Genomic DNA, 17,385 nt, shown 5'->3' with positions numbered 1-17,385 from the left:
GCTAGTTAAGGTAAGTAACAGATGCTTAAACGTTTAAGTAACCAAAACTTGGGTAAGCTATGCATAAGTTTTGTGGTGCTTTTTTTATTGTCTGGATGCGGGGAGGATCACTGTATTAAGCCAGAAAATTTATCAGGTTTGCGTGAAAAACTAGATATAGTGTCAACAGAGCAGAAATGGGTTGATTCTGGTGTCTATATCTCAGATAGCATAAGAGTAACAGAGATTGATATAGTGCCTAGTAAGGTTAATTTTTGTCCTAAGCAGTACGTAGATTTTGCAATTGGGCCTGGGAGAAATGACGTTACATTACCATTTGCACTTAAAAAAGGTGATACGATAAGCTTTAGTGTTATTGGGAGTAAAATGTGTAAAAATGATAATGGCACGGTCACCTACAAAAAAATTGACGAGAATTGCGGTGAGGGGGAAGAGGAGTATTTTGCACATGTTTTAAACCAAAAAAAATGTCAGGCAATATGGCAAGATGGAAAATATAAGTACACAATATGTCCTAATAAATATGAAATAGGCGATGCACAATGGTTGAATGGAAAAGAATACTGGTCTTTAAAATTAGATCAAGATAAAAGAGAGAAAATTAAAAATGTCATCAACTCTCTAAAACAACAAGGGGAAAATATAGACTGCAGTGGGCTTTCAAGTGATCAGAAAAACGAAACAGATACGCGCATTTTAAATTTACTCTGTAAACGTATATGTAAATTTTCTTCTGGCAGCGGAAACAAAGATTGCGTGTATATTGAATGCAATAGTATAGAGGGTGAGGTATCCCGGTCTGATGTTAACGCTATTAGTAACATACTGAAAAAAAAGCAGGTAAAAACTGACATTACATTTCTAAAAGTTGGTATGGATAATGAAACTCTTGAACACATTCCAGGAGGTGGTTTATGCACTAATTGTGATCACAAGATAAGAGATAACTATCGAACACCAAGATTAACTTTTAGTTTATGTAGTAGAAATGACAAGTACTGCTACGATAAAAATGACAAAGGTGGTTTCAATATAAGAGTAACAAGGATTCCTAATCTGGAAAACAACTTATACATACGCGTTTCTGATAAATTCCCTGAGCATCAGCCTGGTGATGAAAATCAGGGGGATATATCTGTGGATATTAGCAAAGTTCATGACGTTCAAGACATGGAAAGCTTAAAAGAAAAGTTAAAAGACAAAACAGGTACCGTATATTACGGAATAAGAGACCATGGCTGCGATTACAAAAATGAAGGTCAGTTTAGCATTAACCTCACAACTAAAGAGCCACCTACAAGAACTTTTAGTGCAATATATAATTTCTTTGATGAAAAAGTGAAAACTGCATTTTTTGGTTCCAGCTATAAAGACCCTAACGCGATTCATGCCGATAGCAGTCCTGTAAAGTCTCTTTATGAAAGTTTTATAAAATCAGGCAGAACAAATAACATTAGATCCACGATAATATCGCTGTTAGTATTATACATAACCTTATATACCCTTTACTACTTTTTTGGATTAACTCATATTTCTATATATGAGTTTTTAATTATATGCGTAAAGATAGGAATCATCGCCCAGCTATTGCAGGATAATAGCTGGGACTTTTTTTATAACAATGCATTCTCTATATTTATTAACACTCCAAAACAACTAATAGAAATAGCAAATTTTAGAGGCACTACTTCAAATGTTTTTGAGTTTCTTGATTTACCGCTCAATAGGTTCTTGTCATCGCATTCAGTATTGTTAATAGTATCTCTTATATTTTCTGGCCCTTTAGGCATTGTATCTTTTTGCTTGGTGATTTGGGGTTTAATCACAGTGAGCTTATCTATTTTCAACGCCTTATTTTCTTTTATTACATCTATAGCAATAGTTGCGTTATTACTTTCTTTAGCACCTATTTTTATTATTTGTCTTTTATTTGCGTATACTAGGCAGTTGTTTCACAACTGGGTTAAAAATTTAGCAAGATTTGCGATTCATCCAGTAGTGCTTTTAATTTTTATATCACTGATAAGTCAAGTTATGGATTATATCATATATTCAGTATTTGATTTTGAAGTCTGCTCTACGTGTATACTTAGTATTAACCTAAAGATTTTTAACCCTTGTATTTTTTATGGTTATGCTTCCAAATATACACCTAATATTACCGCTATGATGGCTTTTGTTATTTTAGGACACGCTATGAAAGCTTTAGTGGAAGCTTCTTCGACAATATCTGACTCGTTGTTTGGGGTTTATGTGCAAAACGAACCTGGAGGACGATATCAACAAAGCTTAATGGGAACAGTAGGGTTAGATGAACAAAGCGTTCAAAGAAGAGCAGGAGGTGCTCCTCAACAGTCAGGTGCGTCAAGACCTCAAATACCACAAGGGACTCAAAGGTCAACGCCTCAGATACCACAACCAGGAAGACAGCAATGATAAGTAAAAGATCACTATTATTGATACTGTGTCTTGCAATCACTGGTTGTACTATGGATTGTGTTGAGCCTGGGTTGCAGAGCAGAAACACTAGCGTTAATGTGGACGTTCCAGTTCATAAAGCCGATAAAATTCATTGGGTTGATTCTGGTCAAGTAATTAGCAAGGGTGAGGAAATCAAATTCACCCTCGATGGATCAGTAAATTTTTGCCCTCTTAAAGAAGGTAAAAATCCAAGGAAAGTACTTGTGCCAGCTAGCTTTTGTGCTGATGGCTCAGAACCAAATTATAGTAAAGCTGCAAATATTAACGATGTGCCTAATAATTATGGCGTTGATGAAAAAGGCGTAAATGAAAACGAATTGTGCGGCGGTAAAGGATTTGGCAGCAATAGACGTTATGTAGACACTGGAATAAAAGTAAGTCCTGGTGATAAGTTAAGCTTTAGCTTAGTTCCCAGAAAAATAACAATTGATTATGACAATCCAGAAGGGAAAGGCATCAGTTTTGATGACAATTGTTATAGCACTCAGGAAGGAGATAAAAAAACTACGGTAAAAAACATGCTCAATGGAGGAAAGTTCTTTTGTGGAGACAATGGTAGAAGGACCGAAGTAGAATTTCCGCAGCTTAGCAAAGAAAACATGGAAAAAAGAAAAGTGCTAGTTGGCAATGGGTACACTCCATATGATAATAAGGTACATTTTAATAAAGGTTATATTCAAGACAACGAACCATGGATGCATGGCTCGCTGCTCGATTTACGCCGCACTAAAATAGGATTGAATGAATTATGTAACGGAAAAAACTGCGATCCTAACGAGATAAAAAAGTACAACTCTTATGAGCTTAATTGTTACCATCAGAACGTGTGCTATACCGAGAAGGGTATATGGAATTATACATATAAAGACAAAGAACGGAACTGTGTCTCTTCTATAAGGTATAGCAAATATGATAAAGGAAATAAATGTGACATGTATTCTCACCTTAAAGGAGTTGAAGATAAGCTTAAGAGGATAGAAGAAAATAAAGGGGGTCCCATGCAGATTAACGTTGATTTTACATCAAACACTAAACAAGATATTTCCTGGGCTGAGGCTCTTGTTGCAAAAATTGGTGATCTTGGTGATCAAGATACTGCTCAAGGTACTCAATGTCTTCCAAAGAAAAAGGGTGCAAAAGGGGATAATGTGTGTTCACAAATTAAAGATAAATTTGGAGATTTTTCTCTGAGGTTAAATCATGACTATCCAATAGGAAGTGTAACACTTGGTAGTAGTGTGATGCTTGCTATCGCAGATTATGGTCACTATGAAGCTAATAGGGGTGGGTACCATGTTAAAGTGACTAGATCATGTCAATACATTAATGGCGAAAAACTGTATGTGTATTTGGGTGATGAGCCACCTAAAGATCTGCATGGTGTGGGAACTAATGATTTCAAAGTGGTAGGAGTGAGAGAAAGAATAAACGGAAAAGATGAGTACACCATATTAGATGTAATAAGCGGAAAACACTTTCAGAACAAAGAATCTAAGAAGATATATTTCGGTATTGATGTAAGCAATGTAGAGAAAGGTGATATTACAGACAAATATGGCAAATATTATGAATATAATAAGTACACAGTAACTTTATTTGTCAAAAGAAAAATTAATGATTTTATTTCATCGAATGTAAACGGGGTATTTAAACTTATAAAAGAAGAAGTAATTGGGGACAGCGTTAAAGATTCATACAAAGGATATGCAAGAGGTCTTCTTCAAGGAGTAAGAGCTTTGCTTACTCTATACGTTATATTTACTGTCGTTGGCTATATGCTTGGAACAATACAGCTAAGTAAATTTGATTTCATTGTAAGAATGTTCAAGATAGCATTTATAGCTTTTGCCTTTAGCGATAGAAGCTGGGAACTTTTTGGTACAACTTTATCCAGACTTTTTGTAGATGGTAGCACTTATTTAGTTGATAGCTTTTCTGGCTATATAGGGGAAGGGGGGAGAAAATTTGCATTCTTAGACTTGACAGCAGGAGTATTATTCACAGCAGAAACTTGGTTAAAGTTTTTATCATTGATGCTCTCTGGTCCTTTTGGCTTTATTGCATTTTTGGCAATACTCTACGCTACTTTTATGTTCTTAAAATGCATTATTAGCGCTACGTTTAAATATGTAATATCTACTGTTTTAGTAGCGTTTTTATTGTCGTTAACACCTTTGTTTATTGTATTTATTCTATTCCAACAGACTAAATCCTTGTTTGATAACTGGATAAAAACGCTGGCTCACGTTGCAGTACAACCAGTTATTTTATTTTCATCTTTATCTCTTTTAAATCAGTTGATGTATTCAGTTCTATACAATCTCACAAATTTTTCTGCATGCTATCAATGTTTAATTAGCGTAAATTTCTTATCGTATGATCTATGCCTGATGAAATCAATACTGCCTCTTGGATACAGTCCTGGCACTAATGTTGATGTTGCATTAAGTACCGGAGAAAGAGCTGGTGGGCACTTTGCAGCATTACCTATAGACCTAATCCAGGCGTTTATATACCTCATTATTGCCGGTGCAATGGAAGCTTTTGTTTCTATATCGGAAGCTATGGCACAAGCACTATTCAGCTCTGGTTTTGGGGTTGCTGGCAGTGTTGGTCAAGTTGCTAAGAGCGCATCGCAAGCTATGCTGTCCACCGTTGGCCTTGATGATAAGACCCAAGGTATTATACAGAACATTAGGCAACAAGTGGGTAAAGATCGGACGGAAGTTGACGTGAAGGATAATTCCATGAGCCCTAAATCTGAAATACCAGAACAATCAGGTAAGCAAGAAGGTCCTGATAAAAAGGAGAGGGGGAGCTCTAAACCTGAAGCACCAAAACAATCAGGTCAGCAAAAAAATCCTGATGAAACAATAAGAAGTGATCCTAGTGATAAAGCTAAAAACAAGGAAGGAAATGGAGAGAAGTAAGATATGAATGATGTTATGGAGTAACTAATTAAAAAGATATTTTAAGTAAAGTTTTAGAAATTTATTTCTATATTTGGAAAAAGTTTAGATATGCAATCACGTTTAGGCAAATGTTGGTTTAGAGTATTACTTCTTGCAGCTTATGTGCTGATCACAGGTTGTAGTAAAAACGATATGCCTTTTCCAAGGTGTATATCTGCTGACTATTTTGGTCCTAAACCTATTGCAGTAAGCGCTCATTTTTCAAGCGACCACAATGCATTTATTCCAAAAGATAGAGAAGTTGTTGATCCTGAAACTGGTGAAATTAATTATGGTTTTCACCATAACCAAGTGGTGGAGTGGGAGGATACCGGGCTCGAAACCAATGGAGATAGTTTAAAAGTGCGAGTGAATGGTGCATGGACATCTTGGAGTAATAATAACAAGAAGGAATCTAAAAAAGGCAGTTATACCTTACAAAGCTTGGAGCAGTTAAAATATGCAACTAAATTTGAAGGCAAGTCAGGTGATAATAGTCTACCTGACTTTCACTTAGTTTGTAATGATTACAAACCTAGTGCGCCACAGAAAATTTCAAGTAAGTCTAATGCAAGTTGCACTGTAAAGTGCAAGTGCATTAATGAAGATGATAGCGCAAATACAGTATCACGTGGTGCTCCATGTTGGTTTACCAATGGTCATGGTGCTTACCTTTTATTCAGAAGAACCTTTACAGGTAAGGATGGTAAAAAAACCATGGAACCAGATCCTAATGAAAGTCTGAAATCTATGCGTAATCCTTCATCTCCTACTGTACATCTAGGTTATAACTCCACAGCAGAGGGCGACAATGGATTTTTTACTTTAGACAGAGATAGCACTAAATTAAAGGACAGAAATTGTGACCCGGTGAAATTAAAAAAGGGATGGAAAATATATGTAAAAATATTAGATAGATATTACTTAGATAATGCAGGTGGCTACTCTTTTGAGTTCTTAAGTGGAGTGCAGCAGCCAAGTAGTTTTGGGTTTTTTGATTACATTTATAACTATCTAAAATGTGTATTGTTGATTAACGAAAATTGCAAAAAACATTTTAATAGCAATGATCCTGCAGTTGCACAAGCTATGTTCGAAAATATAGCTGAAAAAAGTACGAGCTTTCACAATTTTGTTCTTTCCTTGCTTGTTCTATTTGTAATGATTTCATCGCTTCTTTATCTTTTTGGCATGATACAAGAGACTAAGCATGATATGCTCATCAGAATGATGAAAATCACTCTAGTGATAGTGCTTATATCTCCTGGAAGTTTTAAGTTTTTCTATGATCATTTTCTTGTTTTATTCATCAAAGGTCTTGAACAATTGATAAGTATAATTACTAACTTTGCTCCTAATTCAAATACTGATAAGTTGTTTGGTTTTATGGAGAACATGTTCAACAAGTTTTTTGCTTACTCTGTTTGGAAAAAGTTTGCAGCGTTTTTACATTACCAAATGTGGGCAAGCCTTCTTATGATACCGGCAATTTTCATAGGGATAGTTTTATATTTCTTGCTGTGCTTATATGCTTACATAATATTCCTCTCTGGTTTTATGGGTATAGCTTTTCTTATAGCCATCATGCCACTGTTTCTAATTTCTATTTTATTTTCACCGTTGAAAAGTCTATTTGAAGGTTGGATAAAATTCTGCATCAGTTTTTGTTTAAAGTCGATTATGATATTTACTCTCTTGTCATTACTGGCTTCCATTATAATGAATGCCTTTTATAGGCAGTTAGGTTTTACTGTATGCTACAATAAATGGTTTGAGGTAAGGTTATGTGCTCCAAAATGGGTGTTTGGTGGTTTTTGTATCGTTGATAAGCAGTACTTTGGTTGGACCCCAGGGCAAATTTTCGTACCTTACACTCTTGGAGAAGCTTCTCCGCTGAACGTAGATAAGAACATAGAAGGTATAGAAAAGATAAGCAGAGAAGGTGGTACAATAAAATTTACTGGCGGTGCTGGGTATATCCCTCTTCCACCGGATTACATTGAAAAAGGGTTTCGTTATATAGATTATCCTTTCTTTAACCCAATTCCTGGTACTAAAAAGAATCCAGCAGACCACTATATTGCAGAAAGTGATATGGTAGTTAGTAATGGCTGTAGTGAAAAAGATCTAGTGCGCTTAACAAATAGTTTATCTCATGCATCAGAGAGGGCTGACATTATATTACTGATCAATAATATAGACAAAAAGATAGGTGGTATGAATAGTAAAATAACAGAGCTTTACTGTCAATCTCAGCAAGATGAAGAAAAATGTAAAAATTATAGGGAAATAGTGGATGACTACAGAAAAGGTACCATAAGACCAGATCTAAAAAGAGAGATAAAGTCTTTGGTGCAGAGAGTAGTAGAACAACAAGGTTGTAGAATACTGAAACTTCATAAGTTATATAAGGATCCCAACAGTGAATACTGTCAGAAATGTAAAGATTGTGAGGATTGCAAAAATTATCAAGAAAATAGCGATTACCAAAGGGTGCAAGACATACAGAGAGGTTATTTAATCAATGCAGGGGAAATCTTTGTATTATTCCTGCTTTCATTTTTAATGTTCTCTTTACGCGAGTTCGTACAACAAATGGGCTCAAGTATAGCTGGTGGTGGATTCAGCGTTTACAATATATCTAGTATGTATCAGGGAGGTGGTATATTATCTCAGATACCGTTACCTAAATTTTTTGAAAAGGCTGGAGTAACTAATTTAATGGGGTTAATTTCTCTACCTAAGCATATGTTGCAAGGTGCTATTGGTGGAGGACTTGAGTCTCTAGGTAAATTTGCTACTGGGCTCCCTAATCAACTAGCTGGAGGTACAGCTAATCTACTAGGCAGGATACCAAGAGTCGGAGGTGTGCTGAAACACGTTATTGATGTGCCACGTAAATTTGTAGGTGCTACTATTGAAGCAACAAAGTTTGCAACATCACCTAAAAATGACGTCGATAAGCTTGAGGAAAAGATCTACAGGGCATTTGGAGTTGATAAAGAAGATATTGCGCATAGAAGAATTGATAGATATTTAGAATATTACAAAGGGTATGTAGGATCACATTTGGGCTATACAATAGAAGATGCTATGAAATTTACTTGGGAGCATGGCCTTGATTCTATAGGAGTTAGCCACCGTACAGGAGAAAAAGATGGTTACCAAGGTAATCTGCTCTGTAGAGCAAAATCGCATAGGCAAGATTTCTTGAATAAGCTTCATGATTACACCATAGGACGCAAGAGAGAACCAGAAAAAGACAAGCTTGATCAACCGGTCAAAAGGAAATTACCGGAACCAATGAGGAAACCAGATGCAAAAGGAGAAGAGGATTGAAGATGAAGACTAATAAAAATTTCAAAGGCCTTGATTATTATAAATTGCAGCAAGACGATGATGGCAACATAAAGTTAAATGACTACGACGACATTTTAAATGCGCGTAGGGCGAGAGTAGATCTACTATTAGATAACACACCGGACAACAATATCGACCTCACTAGGTTAAATAAAGCTTTGAGTGAGAAATTTGTAGATAATCATAGTTTATTGTCTGAATTTGATAAGGAAGACAAAGAGATTGCACAAGAAAGGCTTAAGGTGTTTAGTATTTTAGAAAGCCTTGAAGACCTTAAAAGCGTGAAAAGTGAAGATCTGTTGGAGGTTAGCTTACTGCTGTCGGATCTTAGCTTCATAGAGAGAAATGTTGTACTAAATACCGATCAGAATTCTGATCTAGCAGAGTTTAAAAGTCTATTTATCGAAAAAAAGGCATCTGGTGAGAAATATAGTAATGAAGAATGTCAAGGCTTCCTAGATGATATAGATAAAATCAACACCATAATTAAGTTAGAATTAGAAAGCAGAATTGAAGGGATCAATCACGATGAAGGAAATAGTTATGGTGATTTACAAGATGAGATTGGTCAAGCAATTAATGCAGCAGACAAATCAGAAAAAGATAACGGATGAGTCTTGTGTTTGTGTTTTTCTTACAAGCGGCTCGATAGCTTCTCTCTATTAAACTGCTAAAGCCATATTGACATTAATCATATAGTATAAATAATTAATTATTTTGGAGCTTATTTAATATGCTACGCATCATTGCAGGCAAATATCGCGGAAGGAAAATAACTACAGGCAAGCATTTAGCTGCACGACCAACTATGAGTGTTGTCCGAGAAGCAATATTTAGTATACTTTCCTCAAGAAAACCTATTTATAACTTGAATGTACTTGATTTATTCTGTGGTAGTGGTTCTTTTTCATTTGAAGCACTTTCTCGCGGCGCTAAGCATGCATTTATGGTAGATTCAGATTATTACAATTTGCAATTGCCTAAAAAAACAGCAGAAGATTTTGGAATTACGGACAATGTCACGCTAATTTGTTGTAGTGCTAACAAATTGCCACAACCTATTTCAAAGTGCGATGTAGTTTTTATAGACCCACCTTACAATAGCAATCTGGTTGAATCAACGTTGAATGGACTAGCTCACTCAGGCTGGTTAAGTGATGATGCATTGATAATTCTAGAGATTAGGAAAAACGAAGGTTTTGAGTGCAATAAAAACTTCAGTATAATCTTGGAACGCACCTACGGTATAGCAAGAATAATTTTTCTTTCTCTATCAACTTAAACTTGTATATGCTTTTCATTGATGGGTTTCAGTTCTATTTTCGTCAAGCTTCCAAAGATACTACTTTTAAAACGCGAATTCTGGATTAAGGAAGGAAGAAAGTATAGGAAATAGAAGGCTTTTTGGATTTGATGGAATAGGAAATGAGAGTAGAAAAGATATGAACCAAAAAATTAACAGGGGATCTATGGCGAGTGTGTTCAATTTCTAGTCTATTTTTTAGGTAACCAAAAACAGTCTCAATGATAGACCTTTTTCTCAGTAAAATCTTCTCATTTAGCGAAATCAATGCATTTTTCATACCTTTTTTCACCTTGGTAACAAGTTTCAAACCTCGGTCAAACAGCTTCTGAAAAAGCTCTTTTGCAATATAACCTTTGTCACCAAACAAAAGGCCGGTTAATTTTTCCGTCAGATTTGGCACAGGTATCCTATCATCAACATTGCCTTTTGTTAGCGTAAGTGAATGAATTTCACCATTTTCATTGATTACCATATGTAATTTGAAACCAAAAAACCAGCCGTAAGTACTCTTGCTTAATTTTGCAATTCCAGCAAAAACTTTGTTTTTGGATATTCTTTTTGCATGACAAACTGCAATGGGGTTGTGTCTATATATGAAATTCCAGTGTTTTCTGACTGTCCACAAAGCCAATGCAACAACATTGCTAAATGCCACAAAACCCTAGGCTTTAGAGCAACAAACCTGGTATATGAAGGCAACTTTGGAAACTCTGATTTGTAGAGCAACGTTAGGTAATGTAGATAGAAAGTTTTGAAATTTTTACACGGAGATTGTTGATATAGCAGGATTATTGTCATGATTTCGGAGTGCTCAATTTCCGTTGTTCTTGTGGGTTTTTTACCATTTGGCAGTAGTTTACCTGCAAAATTTTTCTCTATATCTCTGCAAAAATCATCGACCAAACAAAACAGTTTTGTTATATCTTCCATGGTTAACCTCATCTATTTTTTTATAACTGCTGAGTTTACCCTGTTTTCTTGCCTTTTCTATTCTCCTTTAATCCAGAATTCGCGTTTAAAGAGTACTCTCTAAATCATGTTTAAATGGAACACAAATAATATCATTGATGCAACTGGCGGAAGAGGAGAGGGAGGTTGTTACAGCTCAAATATTTCAACGGACACAAGAAGCATAAAAAAAGATGATTTATTTATTGCACTCAAGGGAAAGAATTTTGATGGCCATAATTTTTTGCATGAAGCGTTTTTAAAAGGGGCTGCCGCTGCAATAGTGAGTGAGGGTAAATATAAAAGTTTCCCTCTCGTTATTGTACAAGATACCCTGAAAGCTTTGCACGATATGGCATCATACTATATTAGAAATGTTCTTGTTGACGCTAAAGTTATTGCAATTACAGGCAGTGTCGGGAAAACTACTACAAAGGATATGCTGCACACTGTTTTATTGCAATATGGAGTGTCCCATGCAAACGAAGGTAACTTAAATAATAATATAGGATTGCCTTTGACAATTCTAAAAGCTCCAAAAAACTGCCAGTACTTAATCCTTGAAATGGGAATGAATAAAGCTGGTGAAATAAAAGAATTATCAAAGATTAGTAATCCGAATATTGCAGTTATTACCAACATCGAACCTGCACATACTGAAAATTTTTCATCACTATTTGACGTTGCACAAGCGAAGTTAGAGATTCTGTATGGTATGAAAAATAACGGTACTTTGATTTTGAACAGAGATAATAAATATTATGATTATCTCTCATCACATGCCAATAGAAATGTAATAAGCTTCGGTAAAGATAAAAATGCTGAAGTTTGTTTGTTGGACCTAATAAGAAATGATGACGGGCTAAATTTAAAAATCAGGCTGAGTGACAATCAAACTATAAACTGTAATTTACGTGTGCAAGGTGAGCATTTTGCTTGTTCGCTACTTGTTGCAGCAGCAGTTGTGCAGAGCCTCGGACTTGATTTATCAAAATTACCACTTGCACTTAAGAATTTTAGTGTAACGAAAGGTAGAGGCAATATTCATAAGGTCAAATACAATAAAAAATATATACATTTAATTGATGACTCCTATAACGCCAGCCCTACTTCGATGAAAACTGCAATAAAAACTTTGAGTACATATTCTAATCAGAGAAAAGTAGCTTTGCTTGGTGATATGTTGGAACTTGGTGATAAGAGCATAGAATTCCATACAGATTTGGTTAAGATTATCACAGAAAATAATATAGATAAAGTTTATACAGTTGGTAAATCTATGTTAGAATTACATGAGCTTTTGCCAGATAATATAAGAGGCGCACATTTTAATGATTCTAATCAATTGAAAAGTGATTTAGCTAACATTATTCAGAATAATGACGCAATTCTAGTTAAAGGTTCACAAGGAATGAAAATGGATCTTATTGTACGGGAATTCATAATAGAATATTAAGCAAAATCATTGTATTAATTTACAGTAACAAATTATTAGGAACTTTAATTGTGACAAAACGTGTAATTATTTTTGGTGGAACGGGGTTTATAGGGAAACACATCGTAAGACGCTTGGCAGCAGAAGGATATTTAATAAAGATATTCACTCGTAATCAGGAAAAAGCTGCTTGTTTAAAATTGTGTGGCAATTTGGGACAAATATCAATATTTAAAGGCGATTTTTTTGATGAAAAATCAGTTCTGGAGGGTATGGAAGAATGTGATGTAGCCATAAACTTAGTGGGAATATTATATGAAGCAAAAAAGCACAATTTTTACGCTGTTCACGTTAAAATAGCTGAAAGGATAGCAAAAGCTGCAAAAATGAAAAATGTACCTATGATGATACATTTTTCTGCTATGGGAATAGAAAATAGCAAGTTGTCAAAATATGCTCAAAGTAAATTGGAAGGTGAAAAAGCTGTAACTTCAGCATTTCAAGAAGCAATAATAATTAGGCCAAGCCTTGTATTTGGTAAGGAAGATAACTTCTTTAATAAATTTGCAAGATTAGCAACTATTCTTCCTTTCTTACCACTAATTGGCAATGGAACGACTAAATTTCAGCCCATATGTGTAACAGACTTAGCTGAAGTGGTATATCGTATTATCAGTTTTAATAAGCAAGACAAGAAAATTTATAACATGGGCGGACCAAAGGTTTACTCTTTCAAAAGCTTATTGAAGTTTATTCTGAATGTTACTAACAGAAAGTGTTTGTTGATCAATGTATCTTTTCCAATGGCAAAGTTAATAGCTTTCTTTTTAGAAAATAAAATTATTTCTATGCTGCTAAAACCAATAACCGGAGATACGAACCCTGTGCTTACTCAAGATCAGGTGAAAGTTATGATGAATAGCTCAATCGAAAAGTCAGCTGACCTTGAAACAATGAAGGTTCGACCATTAGCAATTGAAAATGTGGTGCCAGAATACTTGAAGATTTATAGAAAGTATTGATAGAAGAGTGTGCCCGGTGGGATTCGAACCTACGACCCACAGTTTAGAAGGCTGTTGCTCTATCCAGCTGAGCTACGGGCACACAACATATATAAAATGCTTCTTAGTACAAGTGAAGTCAAGTATTTCGTGTGAATATGATGTTTATCTTGCAACACCTTGTCATTGCAATTGTGTGTCACGCGCTGCCGAAATTGGATGCGAGAAGTCTATTTATTTTAGAAAATGTTATATAGAAACTTCCTTGACAAACCTCGCCACCCCCCTTATCATGAAACTGAAGGTATTCAGTTATCTTCATCTGTGCAGATTAAACAGCAAGAAAACAACGTAGTTGGCGTCTTATGTTCAATTTTTTGCAGTATATAGATACTGTATGTCTTTACAAAACTTCATCCACATCTAGATTTTTATCTAAATAAGCTGAACGCGCTTATAAAGCGTTACAAGACATCAAAAAATGCCAATACTTGACAGAGATAGTAAAGGACTAGCTAACTCGGGGATTCTTTGTCTTTTTTTTCTGCTTAGTAAATTTCTTAAACATTTGTAACGCGAATTCTGGATTAAGGAAGGAAGAAAGTATAGGAAATAGAAGGCTTTTTGGATTTGATGGAATAGGAAATGAGAGTAGAAAAGATATGAACCAAAAAATTAACAGGGGATCTATGGCGAGTGTGTTCAATTTCTAGTCTATTTTTTAGGTAACCAAAAACAGTCTCAATGATAGACCTTTTTCTCAGTAAAATCTTCTCATTTAGCGAAATCAATGCATTTTTCATACCTTTTTTCACCTTGGTAACAAGTTTCAAACCTCGGTCAAACAGCTTCTGAAAAAGCTCTTTTGCAATATAACCTTTGTCACCAAACAAAAGGCCGGTTAATTTTTCCGTCAGATTTGGCACAGGTATCCTATCATCAACATTGCCTTTTGTTAGCGTAAGTGAATGAATTTCACCATTTTCATTGATTACCATATGTAATTTGAAACCAAAAAACCAGCCGTAAGTACTCTTGCTTAATTTTGCAATTCCAGCAAAAACTTTGTTTTTGGATATTCTTTTTGCATGACAAACTGCAATGGGGTTGTGTCTATATATGAAATTCCAGTGTTTTCTGACTGTCCACAAAGCCAATGCAACAACATTGCTAACGCGAATTCTGGATTAAAGGAGAATAGAAAAGGCAAGAAAACAGGGTAAACTCAGCAGTTATAAAAAAACAGATGAGGTTAACCATGGAAGATATAACAAAACTGTTTTGTTTGGTCGATGATTTTTGCAGAGATATAGAGAAAAATTTTGCAGGTAAGCTACTGCCAAATGGTAAAAAACCCACAAGAACAACGGAAATTGAGCACTCCGAAATCATGACAATAATCCTGCTATATCAACAATCTCCGTGTAAAAATTTCAAAACTTTCTATCTACATTACCTAACGTTGCTCTACAAATCAGAGTTTCCAAAGTTGCCTTCATATACCAGGTTTGTTGCTCTAAAGCCTAGGGTTTTGTGGCATTTAGCAATGTTGTTGCATTGGCTTTGTGGACAGTCAGAAAACACTGGAATTTCATATATAGACACAACTCCCATTGCAGTTTGTCATGCAAAAAGAATATCCAAAAACAAAGTTTTTGCTGGAATTGCAAAATTAAGCAAGAGTACTTACGGCTGGTTTTTTGGTTTCAAATTACATATGGTAATCAATGAAAATGGTGAAATTCATTCACTTACGCTAACAAAAGGCAATGTTGATGATAGGATACCTGTGCCAAATCTGACGGAAAAATTAACCGGCCTTTTGTTTGGTGACAAAGGTTATATTGCAAAAGAGCTTTTTCAGAAGCTGTTTGACCGAGGTTTGAAACTTGTTACCAAGGTGAAAAAAGGTATGAAAAATGCATTGATTTCGCTAAATGAGAAGATTTTACTGAGAAAAAGGTCTATCATTGAGACTGTTTTTGGTTACCTAAAAAATAGACTAGAAATTGAACACACTCGCCATAGATCCCCTGTTAATTTTTTGGTTCATATCTTTTCTACTCTCATTTCCTATTCCATCAAATCCAAAAAGCCTTCTATTTCCTATACTTTCTTCCTTCCTTAATCCAGAATTCGCGTTATTAGGATTCACCTCAATGTAAGTATTGTAGATACGATTCTCAAAACCACCTCTCTCTTGTTTTTTAGAGATACGCTTTTCTTCAATTTGTTCTACAGATAGTCCACTTTCTTTGCCTAATGCATGTATGACCTCAAGTAAATCGGCTAACTCTTCAAGGTTTTCATCTGAGGTTTTAGAGGCAATAACCTCCTTTGCTTCTTCTAAAAGTTTATCTTTGAGACATTCAATGTATTCATCTTTTTCCATCACCCTCTCATAAACAATAATTCCGTGGGAACGTATAATTTCAGTTGTATGATCACGAACAAGTTTATTAATTTTGAAACAATGTTTTTTATTCATAATGTTTCCTTTGATAGATATAAGAATTTCATTCAGTAAAATTAAACTGTAACTTTTGATTTAACCCAATTATACAATTTACTCATTTTACCATCTTGACAGAGCATTCCAGAGTTATTTTTATAAAAAGTGTCAACTATTAGCTTTATAGAACCTATAGCAGCAGAAAATACAGGATTTTTATCATATTCGCCATCAAGACCGCTACAAGACTCAGGGCACCCAATTCGAACTTGTTTATTGAATATATAGCCTGCGATTTCCTTCATGCTTGTGAGTTGACTAGTTCCGCCTGTGATCACTACTTTATTGATTGGATCTTTCTGCTCTTGAAATTGCTCTCTTACCATTTCAAGTATTTCTTCAACTCTTGGTCTTATGATGTTAATAAGCTCAGATTTGAATACTTGAGTAGGTTCATCATTTTCACTATTTTGGACTGTAATATATTCGTTCTCATCTATTGAAGTTACGATAGTGCTACCATACAGTATTTTTATATACTCTGCACGTTCTATGCTTGTGCATAGCCCGTAAGCAATATCTCGAGTGATATGAACACCACCAATTGGAACGCTGCTTGCATACACAAGTTTCCCTCTTTTGAAAATTCCAATTGCAGTGCATCCGCCTCCTATATCAACAATAGCAGTCCCGAGCTCTTTTTCATCTCCACTCAGACAGGCAAGACCTGCAGAATATGCAGAAGCAATACAACCTGCCATATTTAATCCACCATTATTGGTAATACAGTTTTCAATATTGGTAAGCGCTGGACGCGAAGCAGTGACAACATTAACATCAGCAGATAGTCTTTTTCCGTACAATCCACCAACCTCTTTTATGTCAGTCATGTCATCTAAGTGATATTTCAGTGGTATATTGTGAATGATAACATTGTCTTCAATATATTTCTCAAATGTTTGAAAAACTACACGTCTTATATCACGCTCAGAAATCTCATGATTAGCTGCAATAATTTCATTATGTACATTGAAAGATGAGATGCCACATCCAGCAATATTCACATATATCTGGTCTATAGTTTCCTCTGACACTTGCTCAGCTAAACCTATAGTTGATGAGATGGAGTAATTTGCATGTTTTACATTAGTTATCGACCCACCGTTTACACCTTCTGCAATCTTATAACCCGTTCCTGTTACTTTATAGCTGAAGTTGCCATTTATCTTAACAATTAGACAAATAATCTTTGTTGTACCTATGTCTAAAACAGCAAAAACGTTTCTCTTTGGTTTTGCTATTACTGCAGAGTACATTAGTTAACCTTATTACGCAATTTCATTTAAATTGTAGCTTTCTTTTAATTTATATTTCTATTATAGATATAGCAACATTTTAATATACCCTAAATTCTGGACAAAAGGAAAAACAAAACATAGAATTATAATTTT

The 17,385-nt window shown here is 35.0% G+C and carries 9 protein-coding genes, 1 tRNA gene and 2 pseudogenes; 8 read left to right on the top strand and 4 right to left on the bottom strand.

What is annotated here, in order from left to right; all coding sequences use genetic code 11:
- Positions 1-21 precede the first annotated feature (21 nt).
- The 5 genes from AAGD95_RS00435 to rsmD all read left to right on the top strand — a co-directional run bounded on the left by AAGD95_RS00435 (position 22) and on the right by rsmD (position 10,074).
- The gene (locus AAGD95_RS00435) at positions 22-2,436 is read left to right on the top strand and encodes a type IV secretion system protein (RefSeq protein WP_341818547.1); all 2,415 of its coding nucleotides are present in this window, start codon (positions 22-24) and stop codon (positions 2,434-2,436) included.
- Positions 2,433-5,411: a type IV secretion system protein gene (locus tag AAGD95_RS00430; RefSeq protein WP_341818546.1), complete on the top strand. Its 2,979-nt coding sequence runs from the start codon at positions 2,433-2,435 to the stop codon at positions 5,409-5,411. Before AAGD95_RS00435 ends, AAGD95_RS00430 begins: the two co-directional genes overlap by 4 nt.
- A gap of 90 nt (positions 5,412-5,501) precedes the next feature.
- Positions 5,502-8,771 carry a type IV secretion system protein gene (locus AAGD95_RS00425; protein WP_341818545.1) on the top strand — a complete coding sequence of 1,090 codons (3,270 nt, stop codon included), beginning with the start codon at positions 5,502-5,504 and terminating at the stop codon, positions 8,769-8,771.
- A 2-nt stretch (positions 8,772-8,773) separates the two neighbouring features.
- Positions 8,774-9,406: a hypothetical protein gene (locus AAGD95_RS00420; protein ID WP_341818860.1), complete on the top strand. Its 633-nt coding sequence runs from the start codon at positions 8,774-8,776 to the stop codon at positions 9,404-9,406.
- 119 nt (positions 9,407-9,525) lie between these two features.
- Positions 9,526-10,074, top strand: coding sequence for a 16S rRNA (guanine(966)-N(2))-methyltransferase RsmD (rsmD, locus tag AAGD95_RS00415; protein WP_265034582.1), 549 nt, complete (start codon positions 9,526-9,528; stop codon positions 10,072-10,074).
- Positions 10,075-10,159: 85 nt separating this feature from the next.
- Here the strand turns inward: rsmD and AAGD95_RS00410 are convergent.
- Positions 10,160-11,028 (bottom strand): annotated as a pseudogene (locus tag AAGD95_RS00410) (IS982 family transposase).
- Between the two features lie 106 nt (positions 11,029-11,134).
- On the opposite strand from AAGD95_RS00410, the gene AAGD95_RS00405 reads away from it, so the two are divergent.
- Together AAGD95_RS00405 and AAGD95_RS00400 are read left to right on the top strand one after the other, a co-directional pair.
- The gene (locus AAGD95_RS00405; protein WP_341818544.1) at positions 11,135-12,502 is read left to right on the top strand and encodes a UDP-N-acetylmuramoyl-tripeptide--D-alanyl-D-alanine ligase; all 1,368 of its coding nucleotides are present in this window, start codon (positions 11,135-11,137) and stop codon (positions 12,500-12,502) included.
- A 50-nt stretch (positions 12,503-12,552) separates the two neighbouring features.
- A complete protein-coding gene (locus tag AAGD95_RS00400) occupies positions 12,553-13,503 on the top strand; it encodes a complex I NDUFA9 subunit family protein (protein WP_341818543.1) in 951 nt (316 codons plus the stop codon).
- Between the two features lie 8 nt (positions 13,504-13,511).
- Here AAGD95_RS00400 and AAGD95_RS00395 read toward each other — a convergent pair.
- Both AAGD95_RS00395 and AAGD95_RS00390 read right to left on the bottom strand, forming a co-directional pair.
- Positions 13,512-13,585: transfer RNA gene (locus tag AAGD95_RS00395), tRNA-Arg, on the bottom strand.
- 484 nt (positions 13,586-14,069) lie between these two features.
- A pseudogene (locus AAGD95_RS00390) lies at positions 14,070-14,656 on the bottom strand (IS982 family transposase); the annotation flags it as partial.
- 84 nt (positions 14,657-14,740) lie between these two features.
- On the opposite strand from AAGD95_RS00390, the gene AAGD95_RS00385 reads away from it, so the two are divergent.
- On the top strand, positions 14,741-15,610 hold the full coding sequence (locus AAGD95_RS00385) for an IS982 family transposase (protein ID WP_341818263.1): 870 nt from the start codon (positions 14,741-14,743) through the stop codon (positions 15,608-15,610).
- A 401-nt stretch (positions 15,611-16,011) separates the two neighbouring features.
- On the opposite strand, the gene ftsA is transcribed toward AAGD95_RS00385, so the two are convergent.
- Entirely contained in the window at positions 16,012-17,250 is a 1,239-nt protein-coding gene (gene ftsA / locus AAGD95_RS00380; protein WP_341818542.1) for a cell division protein FtsA, read from the bottom strand.
- Positions 17,251-17,385: the final 135 nt, after the last annotated feature.

This window comes from Wolbachia endosymbiont (group B) of Ennomos erosarius (genome assembly GCF_964026905.1).
In the GTDB taxonomy this organism is placed as follows: domain Bacteria; phylum Pseudomonadota; class Alphaproteobacteria; order Rickettsiales; family Anaplasmataceae; genus Wolbachia.
Note: the sequence above shows the minus strand (reverse complement) of the source record. Positions and strands in the feature narration are given on the sequence as shown.

Coding starts and splice junctions, on each gene's coding strand:
- AAGD95_RS00435 (WP_341818547.1), top strand. CDS start 22: ATGCTTAAACGTTTAAGTAACCAAAACTTGGGTAAGCTATGCATAAGT.
- AAGD95_RS00430 (WP_341818546.1), top strand. CDS start 2,433: ATGATAAGTAAAAGATCACTATTATTGATACTGTGTCTTGCAATCACT.
- AAGD95_RS00425 (WP_341818545.1), top strand. CDS start 5,502: ATGCAATCACGTTTAGGCAAATGTTGGTTTAGAGTATTACTTCTTGCA.
- AAGD95_RS00420 (WP_341818860.1), top strand. CDS start 8,774: ATGAAGACTAATAAAAATTTCAAAGGCCTTGATTATTATAAATTGCAG.
- rsmD (WP_265034582.1), top strand. CDS start 9,526: ATGCTACGCATCATTGCAGGCAAATATCGCGGAAGGAAAATAACTACA.
- AAGD95_RS00405 (WP_341818544.1), top strand. CDS start 11,135: ATGTTTAAATGGAACACAAATAATATCATTGATGCAACTGGCGGAAGA.
- AAGD95_RS00385 (WP_341818263.1), top strand. CDS start 14,741: ATGGAAGATATAACAAAACTGTTTTGTTTGGTCGATGATTTTTGCAGA.
- ftsA (WP_341818542.1), bottom strand. CDS start 17,250: ATGTACTCTGCAGTAATAGCAAAACCAAAGAGAAACGTTTTTGCTGTT.